The 14,319-nt window shown below is 69.6% G+C and carries 19 protein-coding genes; 10 read left to right on the top strand and 9 right to left on the bottom strand.

All coding sequences use genetic code 11. The features are described 5' to 3' along the window. Positions 1-4 precede the first annotated feature (4 nt). Entirely contained in the window at positions 5-958 is a 954-nt protein-coding gene (locus tag BZB76_RS02785) for an alpha/beta fold hydrolase (protein ID WP_121432705.1), read from the top strand. Here the strand turns inward: BZB76_RS02785 and BZB76_RS02780 are convergent. After that, a complete protein-coding gene (locus BZB76_RS02780; protein WP_121432704.1) occupies positions 936-2,033 on the bottom strand; it encodes an AraC family transcriptional regulator in 1,098 nt (365 codons plus the stop codon). The two genes, BZB76_RS02785 and BZB76_RS02780, sit on opposite strands and share 23 nt — an antisense overlap. 38 nt (positions 2,034-2,071) lie before the next feature. Next, positions 2,072-2,281, bottom strand: a complete 210-nt coding sequence (locus BZB76_RS02775; protein WP_121432703.1) for a hypothetical protein — start codon at positions 2,279-2,281, stop codon at positions 2,072-2,074. A 403-nt stretch (positions 2,282-2,684) separates the two neighbouring features. On the opposite strand from BZB76_RS02775, the gene BZB76_RS02770 reads away from it, so the two are divergent. From BZB76_RS02770 to BZB76_RS02745, 6 genes are all read left to right on the top strand, one after another. Beyond that, a complete protein-coding gene (locus BZB76_RS02770) occupies positions 2,685-3,437 on the top strand; it encodes an endonuclease/exonuclease/phosphatase family protein (RefSeq protein WP_170180490.1) in 753 nt (250 codons plus the stop codon). Between the two features lie 92 nt (positions 3,438-3,529). After that, a complete protein-coding gene (locus BZB76_RS02765) occupies positions 3,530-3,991 on the top strand; it encodes a carboxymuconolactone decarboxylase family protein (protein WP_121432701.1) in 462 nt (153 codons plus the stop codon). A 156-nt stretch (positions 3,992-4,147) separates the two neighbouring features. Then, positions 4,148-4,771 (top strand): TetR/AcrR family transcriptional regulator, encoded by a 624-nt coding sequence (locus BZB76_RS02760; RefSeq protein WP_121432700.1) that lies wholly within the window; start codon positions 4,148-4,150, stop codon positions 4,769-4,771. A 47-nt stretch (positions 4,772-4,818) separates the two neighbouring features. Beyond that, positions 4,819-5,427, top strand: coding sequence for an LURP-one-related family protein (locus BZB76_RS02755; RefSeq protein WP_246006718.1), 609 nt, complete (start codon positions 4,819-4,821; stop codon positions 5,425-5,427). A gap of 575 nt (positions 5,428-6,002) precedes the next feature. Next, on the top strand, positions 6,003-6,707 hold the full coding sequence (locus BZB76_RS02750) for a hypothetical protein (protein WP_121432699.1): 705 nt from the start codon (positions 6,003-6,005) through the stop codon (positions 6,705-6,707). A gap of 516 nt (positions 6,708-7,223) precedes the next feature. Next, positions 7,224-7,853, top strand: coding sequence for a septal ring lytic transglycosylase RlpA family protein (locus BZB76_RS02745; RefSeq protein WP_121432698.1), 630 nt, complete (start codon positions 7,224-7,226; stop codon positions 7,851-7,853). 25 nt (positions 7,854-7,878) lie between these two features. Here BZB76_RS02745 and BZB76_RS02740 read toward each other — a convergent pair whose 3' ends face one another. Continuing rightward, positions 7,879-9,021 (bottom strand): alpha/beta hydrolase, encoded by a 1,143-nt coding sequence (locus BZB76_RS02740; protein WP_121432697.1) that lies wholly within the window; start codon positions 9,019-9,021, stop codon positions 7,879-7,881. A 346-nt stretch (positions 9,022-9,367) separates the two neighbouring features. Between BZB76_RS02740 and BZB76_RS02735 the strand changes: the two genes are divergently transcribed. After that, positions 9,368-9,730: a YkvA family protein gene (locus tag BZB76_RS02735; RefSeq protein ID WP_121432696.1), complete on the top strand. Its 363-nt coding sequence runs from the start codon at positions 9,368-9,370 to the stop codon at positions 9,728-9,730. Between the two features lie 3 nt (positions 9,731-9,733). Here the strand turns inward: BZB76_RS02735 and BZB76_RS02730 are convergent, their stop codons facing one another. The 3 genes from BZB76_RS02730 to BZB76_RS02720 form a co-directional block, all read right to left on the bottom strand. After that, a complete protein-coding gene (locus BZB76_RS02730) occupies positions 9,734-10,480 on the bottom strand; it encodes an IclR family transcriptional regulator (protein ID WP_281273830.1) in 747 nt (248 codons plus the stop codon). Between the two features lie 367 nt (positions 10,481-10,847). Continuing rightward, positions 10,848-11,228, bottom strand: a complete 381-nt coding sequence (locus BZB76_RS02725) for a hypothetical protein (RefSeq protein ID WP_121432695.1) — start codon at positions 11,226-11,228, stop codon at positions 10,848-10,850. Next, positions 11,229-11,549 (bottom strand): hypothetical protein, encoded by a 321-nt coding sequence (locus tag BZB76_RS02720; protein WP_121432694.1) that lies wholly within the window; start codon positions 11,547-11,549, stop codon positions 11,229-11,231. A gap of 283 nt (positions 11,550-11,832) precedes the next feature. Between BZB76_RS02720 and BZB76_RS02715 the strand changes: the two genes are divergently transcribed. Together BZB76_RS02715 and BZB76_RS02710 are read left to right on the top strand one after the other, a co-directional pair. Next, positions 11,833-12,189, top strand: a complete 357-nt coding sequence (locus BZB76_RS02715; protein WP_121432693.1) for a hypothetical protein — start codon at positions 11,833-11,835, stop codon at positions 12,187-12,189. Between the two features lie 168 nt (positions 12,190-12,357). Then, positions 12,358-13,260 (top strand): carbohydrate-binding protein, encoded by a 903-nt coding sequence (locus tag BZB76_RS02710; RefSeq protein WP_147449292.1) that lies wholly within the window; start codon positions 12,358-12,360, stop codon positions 13,258-13,260. Between the two features lie 20 nt (positions 13,261-13,280). Here BZB76_RS02710 and BZB76_RS34535 read toward each other — a convergent pair whose 3' ends face one another. The 3 genes from BZB76_RS34535 to BZB76_RS02700 all read right to left on the bottom strand — a co-directional run bounded on the left by BZB76_RS34535 (position 13,281) and on the right by BZB76_RS02700 (position 14,202). Next, positions 13,281-13,451, bottom strand: a complete 171-nt coding sequence (locus BZB76_RS34535; RefSeq protein WP_170180489.1) for a hypothetical protein — start codon at positions 13,449-13,451, stop codon at positions 13,281-13,283. A gap of 11 nt (positions 13,452-13,462) precedes the next feature. Then, complete coding sequence (locus BZB76_RS02705) at positions 13,463-13,816, bottom strand: PRC-barrel domain-containing protein (RefSeq protein ID WP_121432691.1); 354 nt, start codon at positions 13,814-13,816, stop codon at positions 13,463-13,465. A gap of 80 nt (positions 13,817-13,896) precedes the next feature. Beyond that, positions 13,897-14,202 (bottom strand): imine reductase family protein, encoded by a 306-nt coding sequence (locus BZB76_RS02700; protein ID WP_121432690.1) that lies wholly within the window; start codon positions 14,200-14,202, stop codon positions 13,897-13,899. Between the last annotated feature and the right edge of the window lie 117 nt (positions 14,203-14,319).

Here is a 14,319-nt window from a genome sequence, read left to right as displayed (position 1 = left end):
AGCCATGCGAGAGCAGCGGGTGAGGTCGGGCGAGGTCCGGCTGGCCGTACGCGTGCGGGGCGAGGAGCACCGGTCGACGGTCGTGCTCGTCCACGGATATCCGGACACGGGCGCGGTGTGGGACGAGGTCGCCGACCGGCTCGCCGAACGGTTCCGCGTCGTCGTGTACGACGTGCGCGGGGCGGGGGCGTCCAGCAGCCCGTCCGACCCGCTCGACTACGGGCTGGACGCGCTCGTCGGCGACCTCGAAGCCGTCCTGGACGGGGTCGGCGTCGGCGTCGACGAGCCCGTCCACCTGGTCGGGCACGACTGGGGCTCGGTGCAGGGCTGGGACGCCGTGACCGGTGACCGGCTGCGGCACCGGATCGCGTCGTTCACCTCGATCTCCGGCCCGGACGGGCGGCACATGTCGGCCTGGATCGCCCGGACCGTCCGATCCGGGCCGCGCGGCGTGCTCCAGGTCGCCGACCAGGCGCTGCGCAGCACGTACATGCCCGTGCTGGTGGCGCCGAAGGTCGGCGAGGCCATGGCGCGCCTGGTGGCGTTCGGGTTCCCGCGCGTGCTGAGGCTGCGGGAGGGCGCCGCCCCACGGAACGGCCATCCGGCCGACACGCTGCCGGTGGACGCCCGCAACGGCCTCGGCCTGTACCGGGCGAACCTGCTGCGGCGCGGCGCCGACCGGGCGGCCGGTGACGGGCGCACGGACGTGCCCGTGCAGCTCATCGTCCCGATCAGGGACCGGTACGCCTCGCCGTCGCTGCTGCTGTCGGCCCGTGGCCACGCGACCCGCCTGTACGTGCGCCGGGCACCGGCCGGGCACTGGGTGGCGCGCAGCCATCCCGACCTGATCGCCCGCTGGGTCGCCGAGTTCGCCGCGCATGTGGACGGCGCCCCGGAGACCCCCGCGCTCGCCCGCGCCCGCGCGAACGGGCGCCCTACGGAGCCGCGTTCCGCCTGACGGTCTGGGTGGGGGTCTCCCCGAACCGCTGCCGGTAGTGGGCGGCGAAGCGGCTCATGTGCACATAACCGGCCGCCTCGGCGACATCGGTGATCGTGCGGGGGCCGGGCCGGGCGGCGAGGAGCGCGGCGCGGGCGTGGTCGAGCCGCACCCCGCGCAGCAGCCGCGTCGGCGTGACGCCCCACTGGTCCTGGCAGATGACCTGGAGTTGCCGGACGCTGATGCCCACCGCCGCGGCGATGTCGGTGACGCCGATCGGACGATGATGATGGGCCTCGATCCATTCGCGGATCACCCCCGCGAGACGGTGCGGGGGCCGGGACGGCGCTTCCGTGAGGCTCGCGGTGGCCGTGTTCGGCAGACCGAGCAGGATGGCGGTGAGCAGCGACTCCTCCAGGTTGCGTTCCGCCATCGGGTGGAGCCCGCCGCTCGCCGTCGCGTGGTCGAGCATGTCGCAGACGTGCCGCCAGGTGCGGTCGATGATCGAGGACGCCAGCGCCGGTTTCCCGGTGCGCAGGAAGCGCAGCGGCGGGGCCTGCTCGCGGCCGAGGTGACCGGACAGATGGTCGGTGAGGCGCCCGGTGCTCGTCGCGATGACGAGGCAGCCCCGCGCCGGGTCGGGGATCACCCGCATCGGCTCGTCGTGAGGCAGGACGTGGCTGTCGTCGATGGTGTGCCGGCTGGTGGAGACCCGGTATTCGATGTCCATGGGCGCGAGGGGCACGCACATGGCGAAGTGTCCCTCGGTGGGCGGCGCGTCCACGACGACGCCGTCGCCGCCGTACCGCACCCAGACGAGGTTGACCGCGCCGACGCCGAGCGCGTTGACCTGGCCGTCCAGCGGCGTGCCCGGGCGGCGGGCCTGGAGGTCGTGGCCCACGGCGAACGGTTCGACCGCGTCGTGCAGGACGTCGATGTCGTGGCTGGCGACCCTCTTGTAGGCGGACAGGGGCGGTGATGTCTCGGTAAGGGTCATCATGGTCGTGTCGACGGGGTGGTCTTCGGCGGCGACCGCCGCGACCGGCTCGGCCTTCCGGTCGGGTGAGGGTGCGGCGGTGCTCGCCCAATATCGCAAGTCCTTCGGCGGCAGGCAACGTCTGGGAGCGGCCAAGGTCACACCGAGATGGTGCCGAGGACGAGCCGATCGAAGGGGACGGCGCCGTTCGAGGACGGATCGTCCGTCATCGCGTACACGACGACGCGCGCGGGCCGCCGCGGCTGGCCCCGCGCCCACAACGCCAACTCGTGGACGACATCACCGAGATGCGCACCACAGCAGCCGCGTTCGCCGCCCCGGTCCGCGGAGACGGTCGCCGTTTCCACGCGTACCTGAAAGCAGGAGAGGCGTCCGCACCGGGCCGTCGAGCATGTGAGCCGGTCGGCGGGCGAGTGATATGCGGGGTGTATCGGGGGCACTTCGGGCCTCGCGGAGTGAACGGTGGCGGGGGGCTTACCGTGATGGTCCGAATTTCAATGACCACCATGGCAAGGGGCAGGTATCGCGCCTTCGAGAGACCGGCCGTTGCTGGGCCTCAATGATGCACGAGCCTTCCCGTCACATCAACGCATACCGGACATCTCACCGCGCACTCCGGCCAGGGATTTTGCCATTTTTTTGCCCTTGTCGGTCGTCCGGCGGGGCGCCGTCACGTTCACGTAGAGTGGCGCGCATGGCCGAATGGGACAACGAAGTACGGCGACCCGTCGCCGGGTACGGCGCCGCGTCATGAGGGTCCGCGTCCTGACGTTCAACACCCTGTTCCGGGGCCGCTCCCGGGCCCGCCTGGGAGTGTTCGCCCAGCTCATCGAGCAGTCGGACTACGACGTCGTCTGCGTCCAGGAGGTCATCTCCCCGCGGAACCTGGCCCACCTGCGCCGCGCCGCGACCTCGTATCCGCACGTCGCGCACGGCTCGCCTTTCCCTCTCGTGCGCGGCGGGCTGGTGACCCTTTCGCGCCGTCCCATCACCCGCCGCCATTTCCAGCCGTTCACGCCCACCCGCCCGGCGCGGCCCGAATGGCTGCTACGCAAAGGCGCCCTGTTCACCCGTGTCCGGCTCCCCGAAGGATTCCTGACCGTAGTCAACACACACCTCTCAGCGAACATGGACATGGACTGGTCACCGGCCAATGCCTACACCAAGGCCGAGGAGTCCGAGTTGGGCGAACTGGCCGCTCTCATCGGCAAAATCGACCCGGCGGAACCCAAGGTGGTGATGGGCGACTTCAACGTTCCCCGCGCCCATGCGCATTTGCGCGATTTCGCGTCCAGGACGGGCCTGCGTGACGCCACCGGCGGGGACACCGCCCCCACCTTCCGGCCCGAGTACGCGGTCCTTGAGCCGATCGACCAGATCTTCGTCACCCCCGGCGTCGAGGCCACCACACGGCTGCGCTTCGAGCAACACGTCCGCCTCCCCGACGACGACCTCGTGCCACTGTCCGACCACTTCGCGGTGGAGGCGACCCTCACGCTCTGACGAACAGGGATGTCACATCCGTCCCGCGGGCTCCGTCAGTGAAGTGAAGACCGGCGCCGGACCGCGCCGTCGCGAACCCGCAGGAGGAGACCATGCAAGCACGGATGCAGAACCCCGCCTACGCCCTGCCCAACGCCCTGAAGGGGATCGGCGGGCTCGTCCGGGCCATCGACGAGGGCGGCATCTCCAAGCAGCTCAAGGAACTCGTCGCGTTGCGCGCCAGCCAGATCAACGGATGCAGCGCCTGCGTCTACGGCCACGTCCACAGCCTCACCAAGGAGGGCGAGTCCCCCGAGCGGATCGCGGCCGTCGCGGCCTGGCGGGAGGCGCCGTTCTTCACCGACGACGAGCGGACGGCCCTGGAGCTGACCGAGCGGGTCACCCGTCTCGCCGACCTGTCGGAGGAGCCGGTGCCCGACGAGCTGTGGAACAGGCTCGCCGACGCCTTCGACGAGAAGCAGATCTCCGCGCTGCTCTTCACGATCGGCATGACGAACATGTTCAACCGCCTCAATGCGACCGTCCGGGAGCCCGCCGGATCGACGTGGGACTGAGAGGCGCTCGGGGACGAGGGGGGAGGCCGTTCCGCGACCGCGCGTCCCGGAACGGACCCCGCCAGGGTGGTGCGCACGGAACACTCCCCTGACTCCGGGTCGCCAACCGTACGCACTTCGAGCCCGGATCCGTGGCCTCCGGGTGACAATGGTGGGGTGACCGAGACCCGGACCCCGCTCCGCCGCCGTCCCGCCCAGCGTCGCAGTGCCGAACGCGTCCAGCGGATGCTCGACGCCTGCGCGGAGATCCTCGACGAGGACGGCTACGACGGCCTCAGCACGACGCGCATCGCGCAGCGCGCCGAGGTGGCCATCGGCTCGGTGTACCAGTTCTTTCCCGACAAGCGCGCCGTCGCGCAGGCGCTCGCGCTGCGGAACCTGGAAGAGTTCGGGGAGCGGATCTCCGCACGGCTGGCCGAGGGCGGCTTCGCCGACTGGTCCGACACGGTCGGGGCGATCATCAAGATCTTCGTGGACATGCACCGCACCGTGCCGGGCTTCCGGGTGCTGCGGTTCGGGGACGTCGCGGACGTCAACCTGCTCGACTCCGACGCCGACAACAACGCGGTGGTCGCGGGACGGCTGCGCAAGATGATCGTCGGAACGTTCGACGTCCAGGACACCCCCGCGCTGGCCACCGCGCTCGCGATCGCGGTGGAGGCGGGGGACGCCGTGCTGAAGATGGCGTTTCGCCGTGACCCGGACGGCGATCCACTGATCGTCGCCGAGGCGGAGCGGCTGATCCACGGCTACCTCGCCGCGCATATCGAGGAGTCCTGACCCCACCCCGTCATCTGTGGCAGACTCCGCAGAACGCTACAGAACGGGTGAGTTCACTGGACGAGGAACGGCTCCAGGCGCAGACCAAGCTGCTGATCCGGCAGCGGCTGCGTCTGATGGTGAACCAGTACGAAGTGCACGCCGAGGCCCCCGGCGGCGGCGAGGGTGAGTTGGTCGCGTTCGCGCAGCAGAAGCGTCTCGCGTTCAAGGAACAGGTCACCCTTTATTCGGACGACTCCAAGACGCGTCCGATCCTCGGGTTCAAGGCCCGCAAACGCATCGACCTGGCCTCCGCGTACGACGTCACGGACGCCAACGGCCAGCCGATCGGCGTCTTCCGAAAGGACTTCAAGAAGTCGCTCCTCGCCTCGACCTGGCATCTGGAACAGCCGGGCCTCGGCGTCACGACCGGCAGCGAGCGCAACAAGGTCGTGGCGGTGCTGCGCCGCGTCTGGCAGTGGATCCCGTACGTGGAGGTCCTGCCGTTCGCCTGGCCGTACCACTTCGACTTCTACGCGGGCGACCAGGTCGTCTTCTCCGTCGACAAGAAGCTCGGTTTCCGTGACCGCTACGCCGTCGACATCAAGGACCCGCGCCTGGACCGCCGCCTGGTCATCGCCCAGGCCGTAGCCCTGGACGCCCTCCAGTCCCGCTGACCCACGCCGCCACCCGGCCCCCGGGCCTCCCTCCACCCTGCACCCGTCCCTTAGGCGCCCCGGCCGACCCGCTCCCCGGCCGACCGCTTTAGGCGCCCTGGTCGGCCCGCTTTAGGCGCGCTGGTCGGCCCGCCTTCGGTGTCCTGGTCGGCCCGCCTCCGGTGTCCTGGTCGGCTCGCCTTTGCCGTGCCGGCTGACCGGCTTTCGGTGTGCTGGTCGGCTGCCTCTAGTCGGGACGTCGAGGTCGACGCGGTCGACGCGGTCGACGCGGTCGACGTTGCGGGCTGTTCGCGACCGAGTCGACTGAAAGGGAGCGGGTCGCGGGGCAGGACGAGGGCGGGCAGGTGATCTTCCTGGGTGCGGATGAGCGGCGGCCCCTTTCCCCTATTCGGGATTTAATGGCATTTGTTCGGTCGTGGCCGTGGAGATCTACACGGAGTTTACCGATCGATGTTCCAATGGCCGATGCGGGTCTACGGTCTGTACTAACGTCCCCGGTCGACGGTGCGCCGGTTTTTGCGAGTCGCGCGGACGCGCACCGCAAGTGCAGGGTCAATCCGAAAACCGGGGGAAAAATGCATCGATCCGCCAGAAGCCTGCTGACCGTCTCCGTTCTCGTCCCGGCGGCGATGGCGTTCGCCGTCGCGGCAGCGCCGTCCCATGCGGCGCCCGGCCCGACCACCACGCTCCTCTACGACACCGCCACCGACGCCGCGCCCGCCACCCGAAACCTGCCCAAACCGGTCGTCCGGACCGCGGGCAAGACCGCCGAGAAGGGCACGGCCACCGTCGACAAGGCCCTCGCCGCGGGTCCGGTCTCGCCGAAGCTGCGTACCGTGGCCGAACGACACTGCACGCTGAACCCGGGCAAGACGGTCAACTCCCACACGGGGATCGGCCTCCCCGAGCCGAAGCTGCCGACCCTCGGCAAGGATGCCTTGGGCGTGGTGCCCAAGGGCGACGACTGCCTTTCCTCCGGCCGCCGCGTGGCGATGAACCCGCCCACTCCCAGCCCGATCAGCCTGCCCCTCCCGGACCTGCTGGCCCCCCTGGGCGTGGCGAAGGGCGGTCTGCCGCTCGGGGGGACGCCGGTCGCTCCGGGCGGACGGCTGGCGGGGCCGAAGCCGTCCGGCGACGTGCTCGACGAGGCGGCCAGGGGAGTAGGCATGACGGGGGACGGCGTCGACCACGCGACGACCGAGGTGCGCAGTGTGGTGGAGGTGCTGAAGGCGGGCGAGCGTGCCGTGGGCCCGGTCGAGGCCCCGCTGTCCCTGCCGTAGGCGGAGGAGACGATCTGTCGGGCCGAGCGGAATCCGGCCGAAAACGATCACTCGAAGGGGCGTTCCGCGGCTGCGCATGAGGTGTGGCGTATTCGCGGAACGTCCCGTTCCGGCGGCGAGCGGACGCTTGTTATATGACCGAGATCGCCGCTTCCATGGGTAGTAAAGCTGATCTACCATCTCGGCTACTCGGCGGAGTTGATCAACTCCTTAGGGCAAAAGCTGAGGTGACAAACCCCACAATCTCCCGTTCTTTGTCGTGTTCCGCGTGCTACGCACCGTACGGTCAAGGACTTGTGCGGCGTCTTAGAGATCAAAAGTGAAGATGCCTTTCCTTCGCCGCACCTGCCGGACGCCGGACCCGCGATGAGGCGGGAGCGCCGCCAAGGACGGCGCGGAGGCGGGCCAACGAGCCCGCGCACGGTGAGCGCTTCAGGGTCGGACGACGACGTCGCCTGAACACGCCGCGAGAACACCGGGCGTCCGGGGTCCTGTCCCCTAACAAAGGACTCCTCTGTGGGTAGCCCTGTCAGGCGTCTTCTCCAAGCGCGCCTCCGTACCATCCTGATCGTCTCCGGCGCGGCCGTCGCCGTCCTCGCGGTGGGGGCGTTCGCCCTCGTCGACGGGAACGCGCCCGCGAAACCGGCGTCCGCCGCACAATCCGCGCCGCAGGTCACGACACCGCTGCGGGACGAACCGCGAACGGAACCCACCCGCGCCAGCCGCGGCGGGAACCGCTCGCCGGAGCCTTCCCCGACGAAGAAGAAGACGAAGTCGCCGAAGAAGAAGGCGGACGTCGCCGCCGGTCACGTGGCGAAGCCCAAGAAGGAGAGCAGCGCGCCGACGCAGAAGGTCGTGAGCACGGGCTCCTGCAAGGCCTCCTACTACTGGGAGGGGCAGATGACCGCCAGCGGTGAACGCTTCAATCCGAGCGAACTGACGGCCGCGCACAAGACACTGCCGTTCGGCACGAAGGTCCGCGTGACCAACCAGAACAACGACCGTTCCGTCGTCGTCCGTATCAACGACCGTGGCCCGTACGCGGGCGGTCGCTGCCTGGACCTGTCGAAGGCCGCGATGGTGGAGGTCGGCGGCACTGGATCGGGCGTGATCCCCGTCCGTTACGAGATCCTGTCCAAGGGCTGACGCGACCGGACGTCCGGCAACCGACTCATCGGGGCTGCTCGCCCGCACTCACGATCGCCGTCGAGTGCGGCGTCGGATCCTGGGGTGCGGAGGGGACGTCCTGCGTACCGGTCGACCACGTGCCGTCGCCGTCGGCGCCGAGCGGGGCGTTCGCCGACCGTAGGTCGTCGGGCAGTGCCGGTCTCGCGTCAGCGGGTGGTGGCTCGACGTTCAGCCAGCGGTCGAAGCCGTCCGGGTGAGTCCGGTCCAGGTCGACTTCGTCGGGCCCGTCGTTCACGCCACTGTCCTCTGGGCGGGTGTCGGCGACGGGCAGGGACTTGTCGGGAGGGACGGGCACGGATCGAGCAAGACGGTTCCGGAACCAGTCGGTGAGGGCGCCGTCCACACGCACGGCCTCCGTGATCGGAGGACGGGCCTCGGTGCCGGGCTCGGCCGCCAACGCGTGCCCCATGCGGAACGTCGTCGACTCGACCGAACCGGTGCCGTGCTGGCGCAGCGCGTCGCGCAGGGACGTGATGTCACCGGCCGGGACGACCCGGTCCTGGGCACCGCCGATGAGCAGGGTCGCCACGTTCCGTCCGGCCAGGCCCTCGGCGAGCGAGCCGAGGTCGAGGCCGTCCGCGAGCGTGGTCGCGGAGTCGGACCAGGACCGGTCGCGGCCGGAACGCTTCTCCACGGCCCGCGCGGCCCGTGACGGCGAGACGATCGGCGTGACCAGGGCGAGGGCGGACACCTGGACGGCGCCGCGCGCCACCGCCAGCAGGGCGGCGGCCCCGCCCACGCTGAAGCCCGCCAGGGCGACGGGACCGTCGGGGAGTTCGAGATCGCGGCGGATGTCCGCCAGCGCCGCCGGAAGGCGCTCCACGGCGTTCTCGACCGCCGCGCAGTACGTCTCGATGGTCTCGGTCTCCAGAATCGCGCCGGAGCCGAGCCCGCCGGGCGAGTGGCCGGGCAGGTCGAGGTAGACGCGCCACACCGGCACGCCCGTCAGCGGGACGGCGGCGGCGAGCGCGCTCGCCGTGCGGGGCGGATCGAAACCGGGCCACGCCACGATCAGCCGGGTGGACCCCTTGGCGGTCGCGTCGACGGCGGTCGGGGGCAACGCGATGTAGGCGTCCCCGGCCGCGGTTCCGTGGACGGGGTGGTTCGTATGGTGGTCGCCGCTCATGTCGGTACTCAGCTCCTGCGGTGCTCGACGGGCGATGCCGGTCGTGCGGGGGGAGGCGGCACCTGCCGCCCGCCCATGCTTCCAGCGGACGCGGGGCAACACGCCGCGAATCGCCGCACCTCGCCCATGAGAGTGATGAAGAACTCACCTGAGGTAACTCGCATCCGGATTCGAGAGAGCACTGAAACACCAGGTCATGCGAATGTTCCGGTGCCGTTATGCGCGTGGCGCGTGTGACACGGGTTTCTCGACCGGTCCCGGGGAACAATTCCGGCACTGATCGCGTCGTAGTTAGTCGTGGGCGTCGCGGGGGCGCGCCCCCCGATCGTTCCGCTGAGGAGTGCACGTGGACAGGAAGCGCAGCGCGGCCGCCGCGGGGCAGGCCTGGCAGATCTACGCCGAGACGTTGGAACCCACCGCACCCGGGTTCTGGGAGCGCGTGCGAGCCGTTCCCCGAATGCTCAAGTCGGTGATGCGCGGACAGTACAAGGGGCTGTCCTTCAAGATGGTCGGACTGCTCTCCCTGAGCGTCGTCTACCTCGTCTCCCCGATCGACGCCATCCCCGACGTGATTCCCGTCGCCGGGATCGTGGACGACACCGGGTTGGCGCTGTGGATGCTCGCGATCCTCGTCAAGTCCGCGGGCGACTTCGTCGCCTGGGAGCGTGGTGGACGCCCGACGGTCCTCGTCGGCGAACCCGTCGACTGACCCTTACGCGCTCGGGCCCAGTTCCCGGGTGAAGCGTTCGGCGGCGTCCCGCATGATGGGCACGACGTTCGAGACGGCCTCCCGCGTCATGCGACCGGACGGGCCGGACACCGACAGCGCGGTCAGCGCCGGAGCGCCGCGCAGCGGCACCGCCACACAACGCACCCCGATCTCCTGCTCCTCGTCGTCCAGGGCGTAGCCCTGCTCCCGGATGCGCGCCAGTTCGGCCAGGAGGGCGTCCGCGTCGGTGAGGGTGTTGGGGGTGTGCGCTTCCATCCCGGTCCGGGCGAGGATGTCGCGAACCCTCTCGTCGGACAGCTGAGACAGCAGCGCCTTGCCCACACCCGTGCAGTGGGGCTGGACGCGCCGTCCCACTTCGGTGAACATCCGCATCGAGTGCTTGGACGGCACCTGCGCCACGTACACGGCCTCGTCGCCTTCCAGCACCGCCATGTTGGCCGTCTCGCCGGCCTCGTCCACGAGACGGGCCAGGACCGGGCGCGCCCAGGTGCCCAGCAGGCGGCTGGCGCCCTCACCGAGCCGGACGAGGCGCGGACCCAGGGCGTACCGCTTGGACGGCTCCTGGCGCACATAGCCCTTGTTCACCAGCGTCCGCATCAGCCTGTAGATCGTCGGCATCGGCAGCCCGGAGACCTCGGTCAGCTCGGACAGAGCCATCTCACCCCCCGCGTCCGCGAGATGTTCGAGCAGGTCGAACGCACGCTCCAGCGAGCGGACCGCCTCCGCCACCCCCGACTCCTTCCCCCTCGGAACACCCCCGAGTGTACGGAGGGGCGATTTCGCTATGTGAAAGAAAAGTGGGTTGGTGGAGTGACGCACGTTACTTGTGGCGTTGACCTGGCAATAACTGTCGTTGCCCGGCGCTACGCCGCCGCCCCCCGGCAGCCGTATGGGACGAGGGGGACCGGATGCCGACAGGGCACCGAAGAAGACCTTGGCGTGCGATCGCGGTAGGCGGCGCACTGACCGGCCTGGCGTTGACGCTGGCGGGTCCGAGCGCCTCGGCCCTTCTGGCCGGACGTTCGTCGTCTGTCCGGTTGATGATGGACATGAGAGCCGACGGCGCCATGGCGACCGGCCGGGACTACGCCCTGAGCTACACGGTTCGGGTGCGGGCCCAGGGTGGAACGGCCAGGGATGTCGCGTTGCGGCTCACCGCTGAGCGTCCGCTGTCCTGGTTGAAGTACTCGTCCGAGTGTGTGCGAGACCGTTCTGATGACCGGGTGAGGTGCGACCTCGGTGACGTCGGCGCGGACGCTGTCGAACGGACGGCGATCGTCCGGATTCCGGGTTCCGCGGTGTCGGATGCGTCCGCGAAGTCGTTGACCGTCCTGGCCATGGCGGACGCCGCCAACGCGACCCATCGTTGGATCCGCGCCGTCGTCGACTTCTCCAGCAGCACGACGAGGCCGACACCCGGCGGAGTCACCAAGCCGAGCAGCCACCCGTCCAGCCCGAGCCCGACGGCTTCAACCACTCACGGCAAACCTTCGGGGAAACCGAAAACCGAAAAGCCGCCGACGAAGAAGCCGCCCACAACCAAGCCGCCCACAACCAAGCCGTCCACGGCCAAACCCACCACGGCCAAACCCACCACGGTCAAACCCACCACGGCCAAACCGCCCACTGTGAAACCGCCCACTGTGAAACCGCCGACTGCGAAGCCGTCCACAGTGCGGCCCTCGCCGGTGAGGCCGAGCGCCGCCGGGAAACCTTCCGGCAAACCGTGCAAGGGCGGCGCGGACGGACGCTCATGCCACGCGGGAAAGCCCAAGACCCGCTCGCCGAAGTCCGGCATGGACGGCGATTCACCTCGCAAGCCGACGTCGCGCCGACCGGGCGGCGGCACGACATGCAGGGGCGGTGCTTGCCAGGGCGGTGACGGTCCGAGGCCGCGGACACCCGGCCAGGCGAGACCGAACCCGAGACCCTCCGTTGTTCGGCCGTGCCGGGGCGGCGGATGCCCGGCGGGCCCGATGCCGTCCGGCGGGGACGGAGGAATGGCACCCGATACGCATGAGCCAGATGAAGCCCAACCATTCCCAGAAATTCCGGAGAGCCCAGACGACCCAGGAAACGCAGTGATCCCGGAGCTTCCGGCGCCGCATTTCCCTCCGGCGCCGAGTCTGCCGCCCGAGCCCGCGGCACCGAGTCTGCCGCCCCTTCCGCCCGCGCCGCAGCCCGACGCGGTCGTCCTGCCGCCGTTGCAGGCGCCCCGTGCTCCGCGCCCTCCGGCCGGTGAGAGCCGGCTGACCCTGATGTCCCCGACCAGCATGAACGAGGGGGACGGGATGGACTGGGCCGTCGTCATCGGCATCGCGCTCGTCGCCGAGTTCGGCCTGCTGTGGACCGCCGCGTGCATCGGCCTGTGGAGGCGGCGGATCGCGCTGAATCGTGCCGTGTCCAGGGCCCTGGACGACGGCCGGACACCGGAGTGACGTCCACTGAAAAACATTCGAGTCGTCCTTGAAACGGTTTGAAAAATGGCTCATTGACTGTTGAGGGCCGTTTCGGGATTCTTTGTGGACGGCATGAAAGCTCCAATTCTGGACGGTCCGACCTGTATGCCGACAGGTCCCCGCCCCCGCGTCGCAAGGAGTCGTGTGATGAAACGTCGAAGCATGTTCGCGTGCGCCGTTCTCATCGCCACCACATTCACCTCCGCCGGTGCCGCCGCCGCGGCCACCGGTTCGGGGCCCGGGACCGCCGCCTCGCCGGATCCGAACGCCCCGAAGGGCGGGGTCGTCGCGGGCGCCCATGCCTTCGCGCCCGGGGCGCGGAACAGTCTGGCCGCCAAGCGTTTCCGTGAACTGCATCGCGCCCGCCTCCAACGCGACGAGATCCATGAGTTCTGGGGCGTCCAACCCGCCGGCGACACGCACGACGGAATAATGGCCACGCAAAGCGTCGCCCCCAACTATCGGGTGTCCTCCTACGAGGACTTCACCTACGCGCCGACCCTCAAGGCGGCCGGGTCCTGCATGGAGGTCACCACCGTCTATTCCCTGACGATGGGGAACGGGCTGTGGGCCTGGGACTGGTGTGGCCATGAGGGCCCCGCGAGAGAGCTCAAGATCGACGACGAGTTCATCGAGACCTACACGAAACCGGTGAACGACCGCCCGGCGTACAACATCCAGCTTGTCCAGACGAACGCCGCCACCAACGAGTGGACGGCCTACCTCTACAACCACAAGACGGCGGTCTGGGACCTCTTCTACCGCCAATCAGGCCGCGACCAGAGCAATGCGACCTACGGCTGGGACATCTTCGAGATCTACGCGACCAACGACCCGAGTTCGGGGAACGCCTACTTCTGCAGCGAGGCGAAGAACGACGTGTTCGAAAGCAGCTCCATTCGGCTCCGGCTGAAGGAGGTCTGGCGTCCGGCGAGCCCGGTCGACTCCCCGTGGGAGCCCACCGCCCAACCGAACCCGAAGGACTGGGGGTGCCCGGCGTTGAAGTTCGACCGCGCGGGAGCCAATGACCACTGGGCCGTCCACCAATAGGACAACAAGCCGATGGGGCGTCAGCGCGCGGGACGAGAACCGCGCCGGCGCCCCATCCGCATTCCGCTCAGGACGAGATCGGCCAGGAACACCACCACACCGATCACCAGCAGGTAGAACAGCCCCTCGACGACGACGCCCACGATTCCCAGCGCGACCGCGACCAGGAGAAGGAACAAGAACAAAGCCACGTGGAGTCTCCTCAGCGACGCGCGAGCCGGCGTTCGTCCGCGGCCGCCTGGTAGGGCATGTCGTAGTGGTCGAAGACCGCCCGCTCGTCTCCGGCGAGCAACTCGCCGTCCGTGCCGATCGACGGAGCGCTCTTGATCTGCCGCTTCCCGTGCGCGACGCGAACATGCCCCGGCCCCACCGTGGCCCCGTCGAGCGGCGCGAACACCAGCCGCTGCCGGGTCGGCAGACCCACCTTGATGGTGATGAACGAAGGCTGGTCGGTCCCGGTGTCGACGTAGACGGCCTCCATCTCGCCGACCTTGCTCCCGGACGCGTCGATCACCTGATGACCGCGCCACTCCCGAATGTCCTCGACCTTCAACATGTCACACCCAGCCGTCGATACCTCTGTCAGCCCCTAGGGTTACCCAGCTCACAGAAGCCAATGCGTCGCCCGCGCCCCCATCACCCAGGAACACGAAACAGCTCGATCATCGCCGGGTAACTCTCGCCGCCGTGCCCGGCAGCCACCGCACGATCGGTCATGGCCCTCATGAACATCGGCAGCTCGGCGTTGACACCGAGGGCCTCGCTCTCGGCGACGACGTGTTCCATCTCGGCCCGGTGCAGGTCGATGGCGACGTCGTCGGGCGGGAACACGCCCTCGTCGATCTGCTTGGCGTAGCCCGCCAACCATCGGGTGGCGCTCTCGATCGCCTGCTCGGCGATCGGGGCGAAGTCCGAGGCGTTCACGTTCACCGCGCCGAGCATGGTCGGTGTGGGTCCACCCGACTCGAGCCTCGACAGGGCAGGCCGAACCTCTGCACTGTCGCGCCCCGCGCCGAGCACCCACCGGCTGTGCTGCTGTGTCACCGTCTCGTCTCCCTG

Origin of the sequence: Actinomadura pelletieri DSM 43383 (genome assembly GCF_003634705.1) — a bacterium.
In the GTDB taxonomy this organism is placed as follows: domain Bacteria; phylum Actinomycetota; class Actinomycetes; order Streptosporangiales; family Streptosporangiaceae; genus Spirillospora; species Spirillospora pelletieri.
The sequence above is the reverse complement of the archived record's forward strand: the minus strand, read 5'-3'. Positions and strand labels throughout refer to the sequence as shown.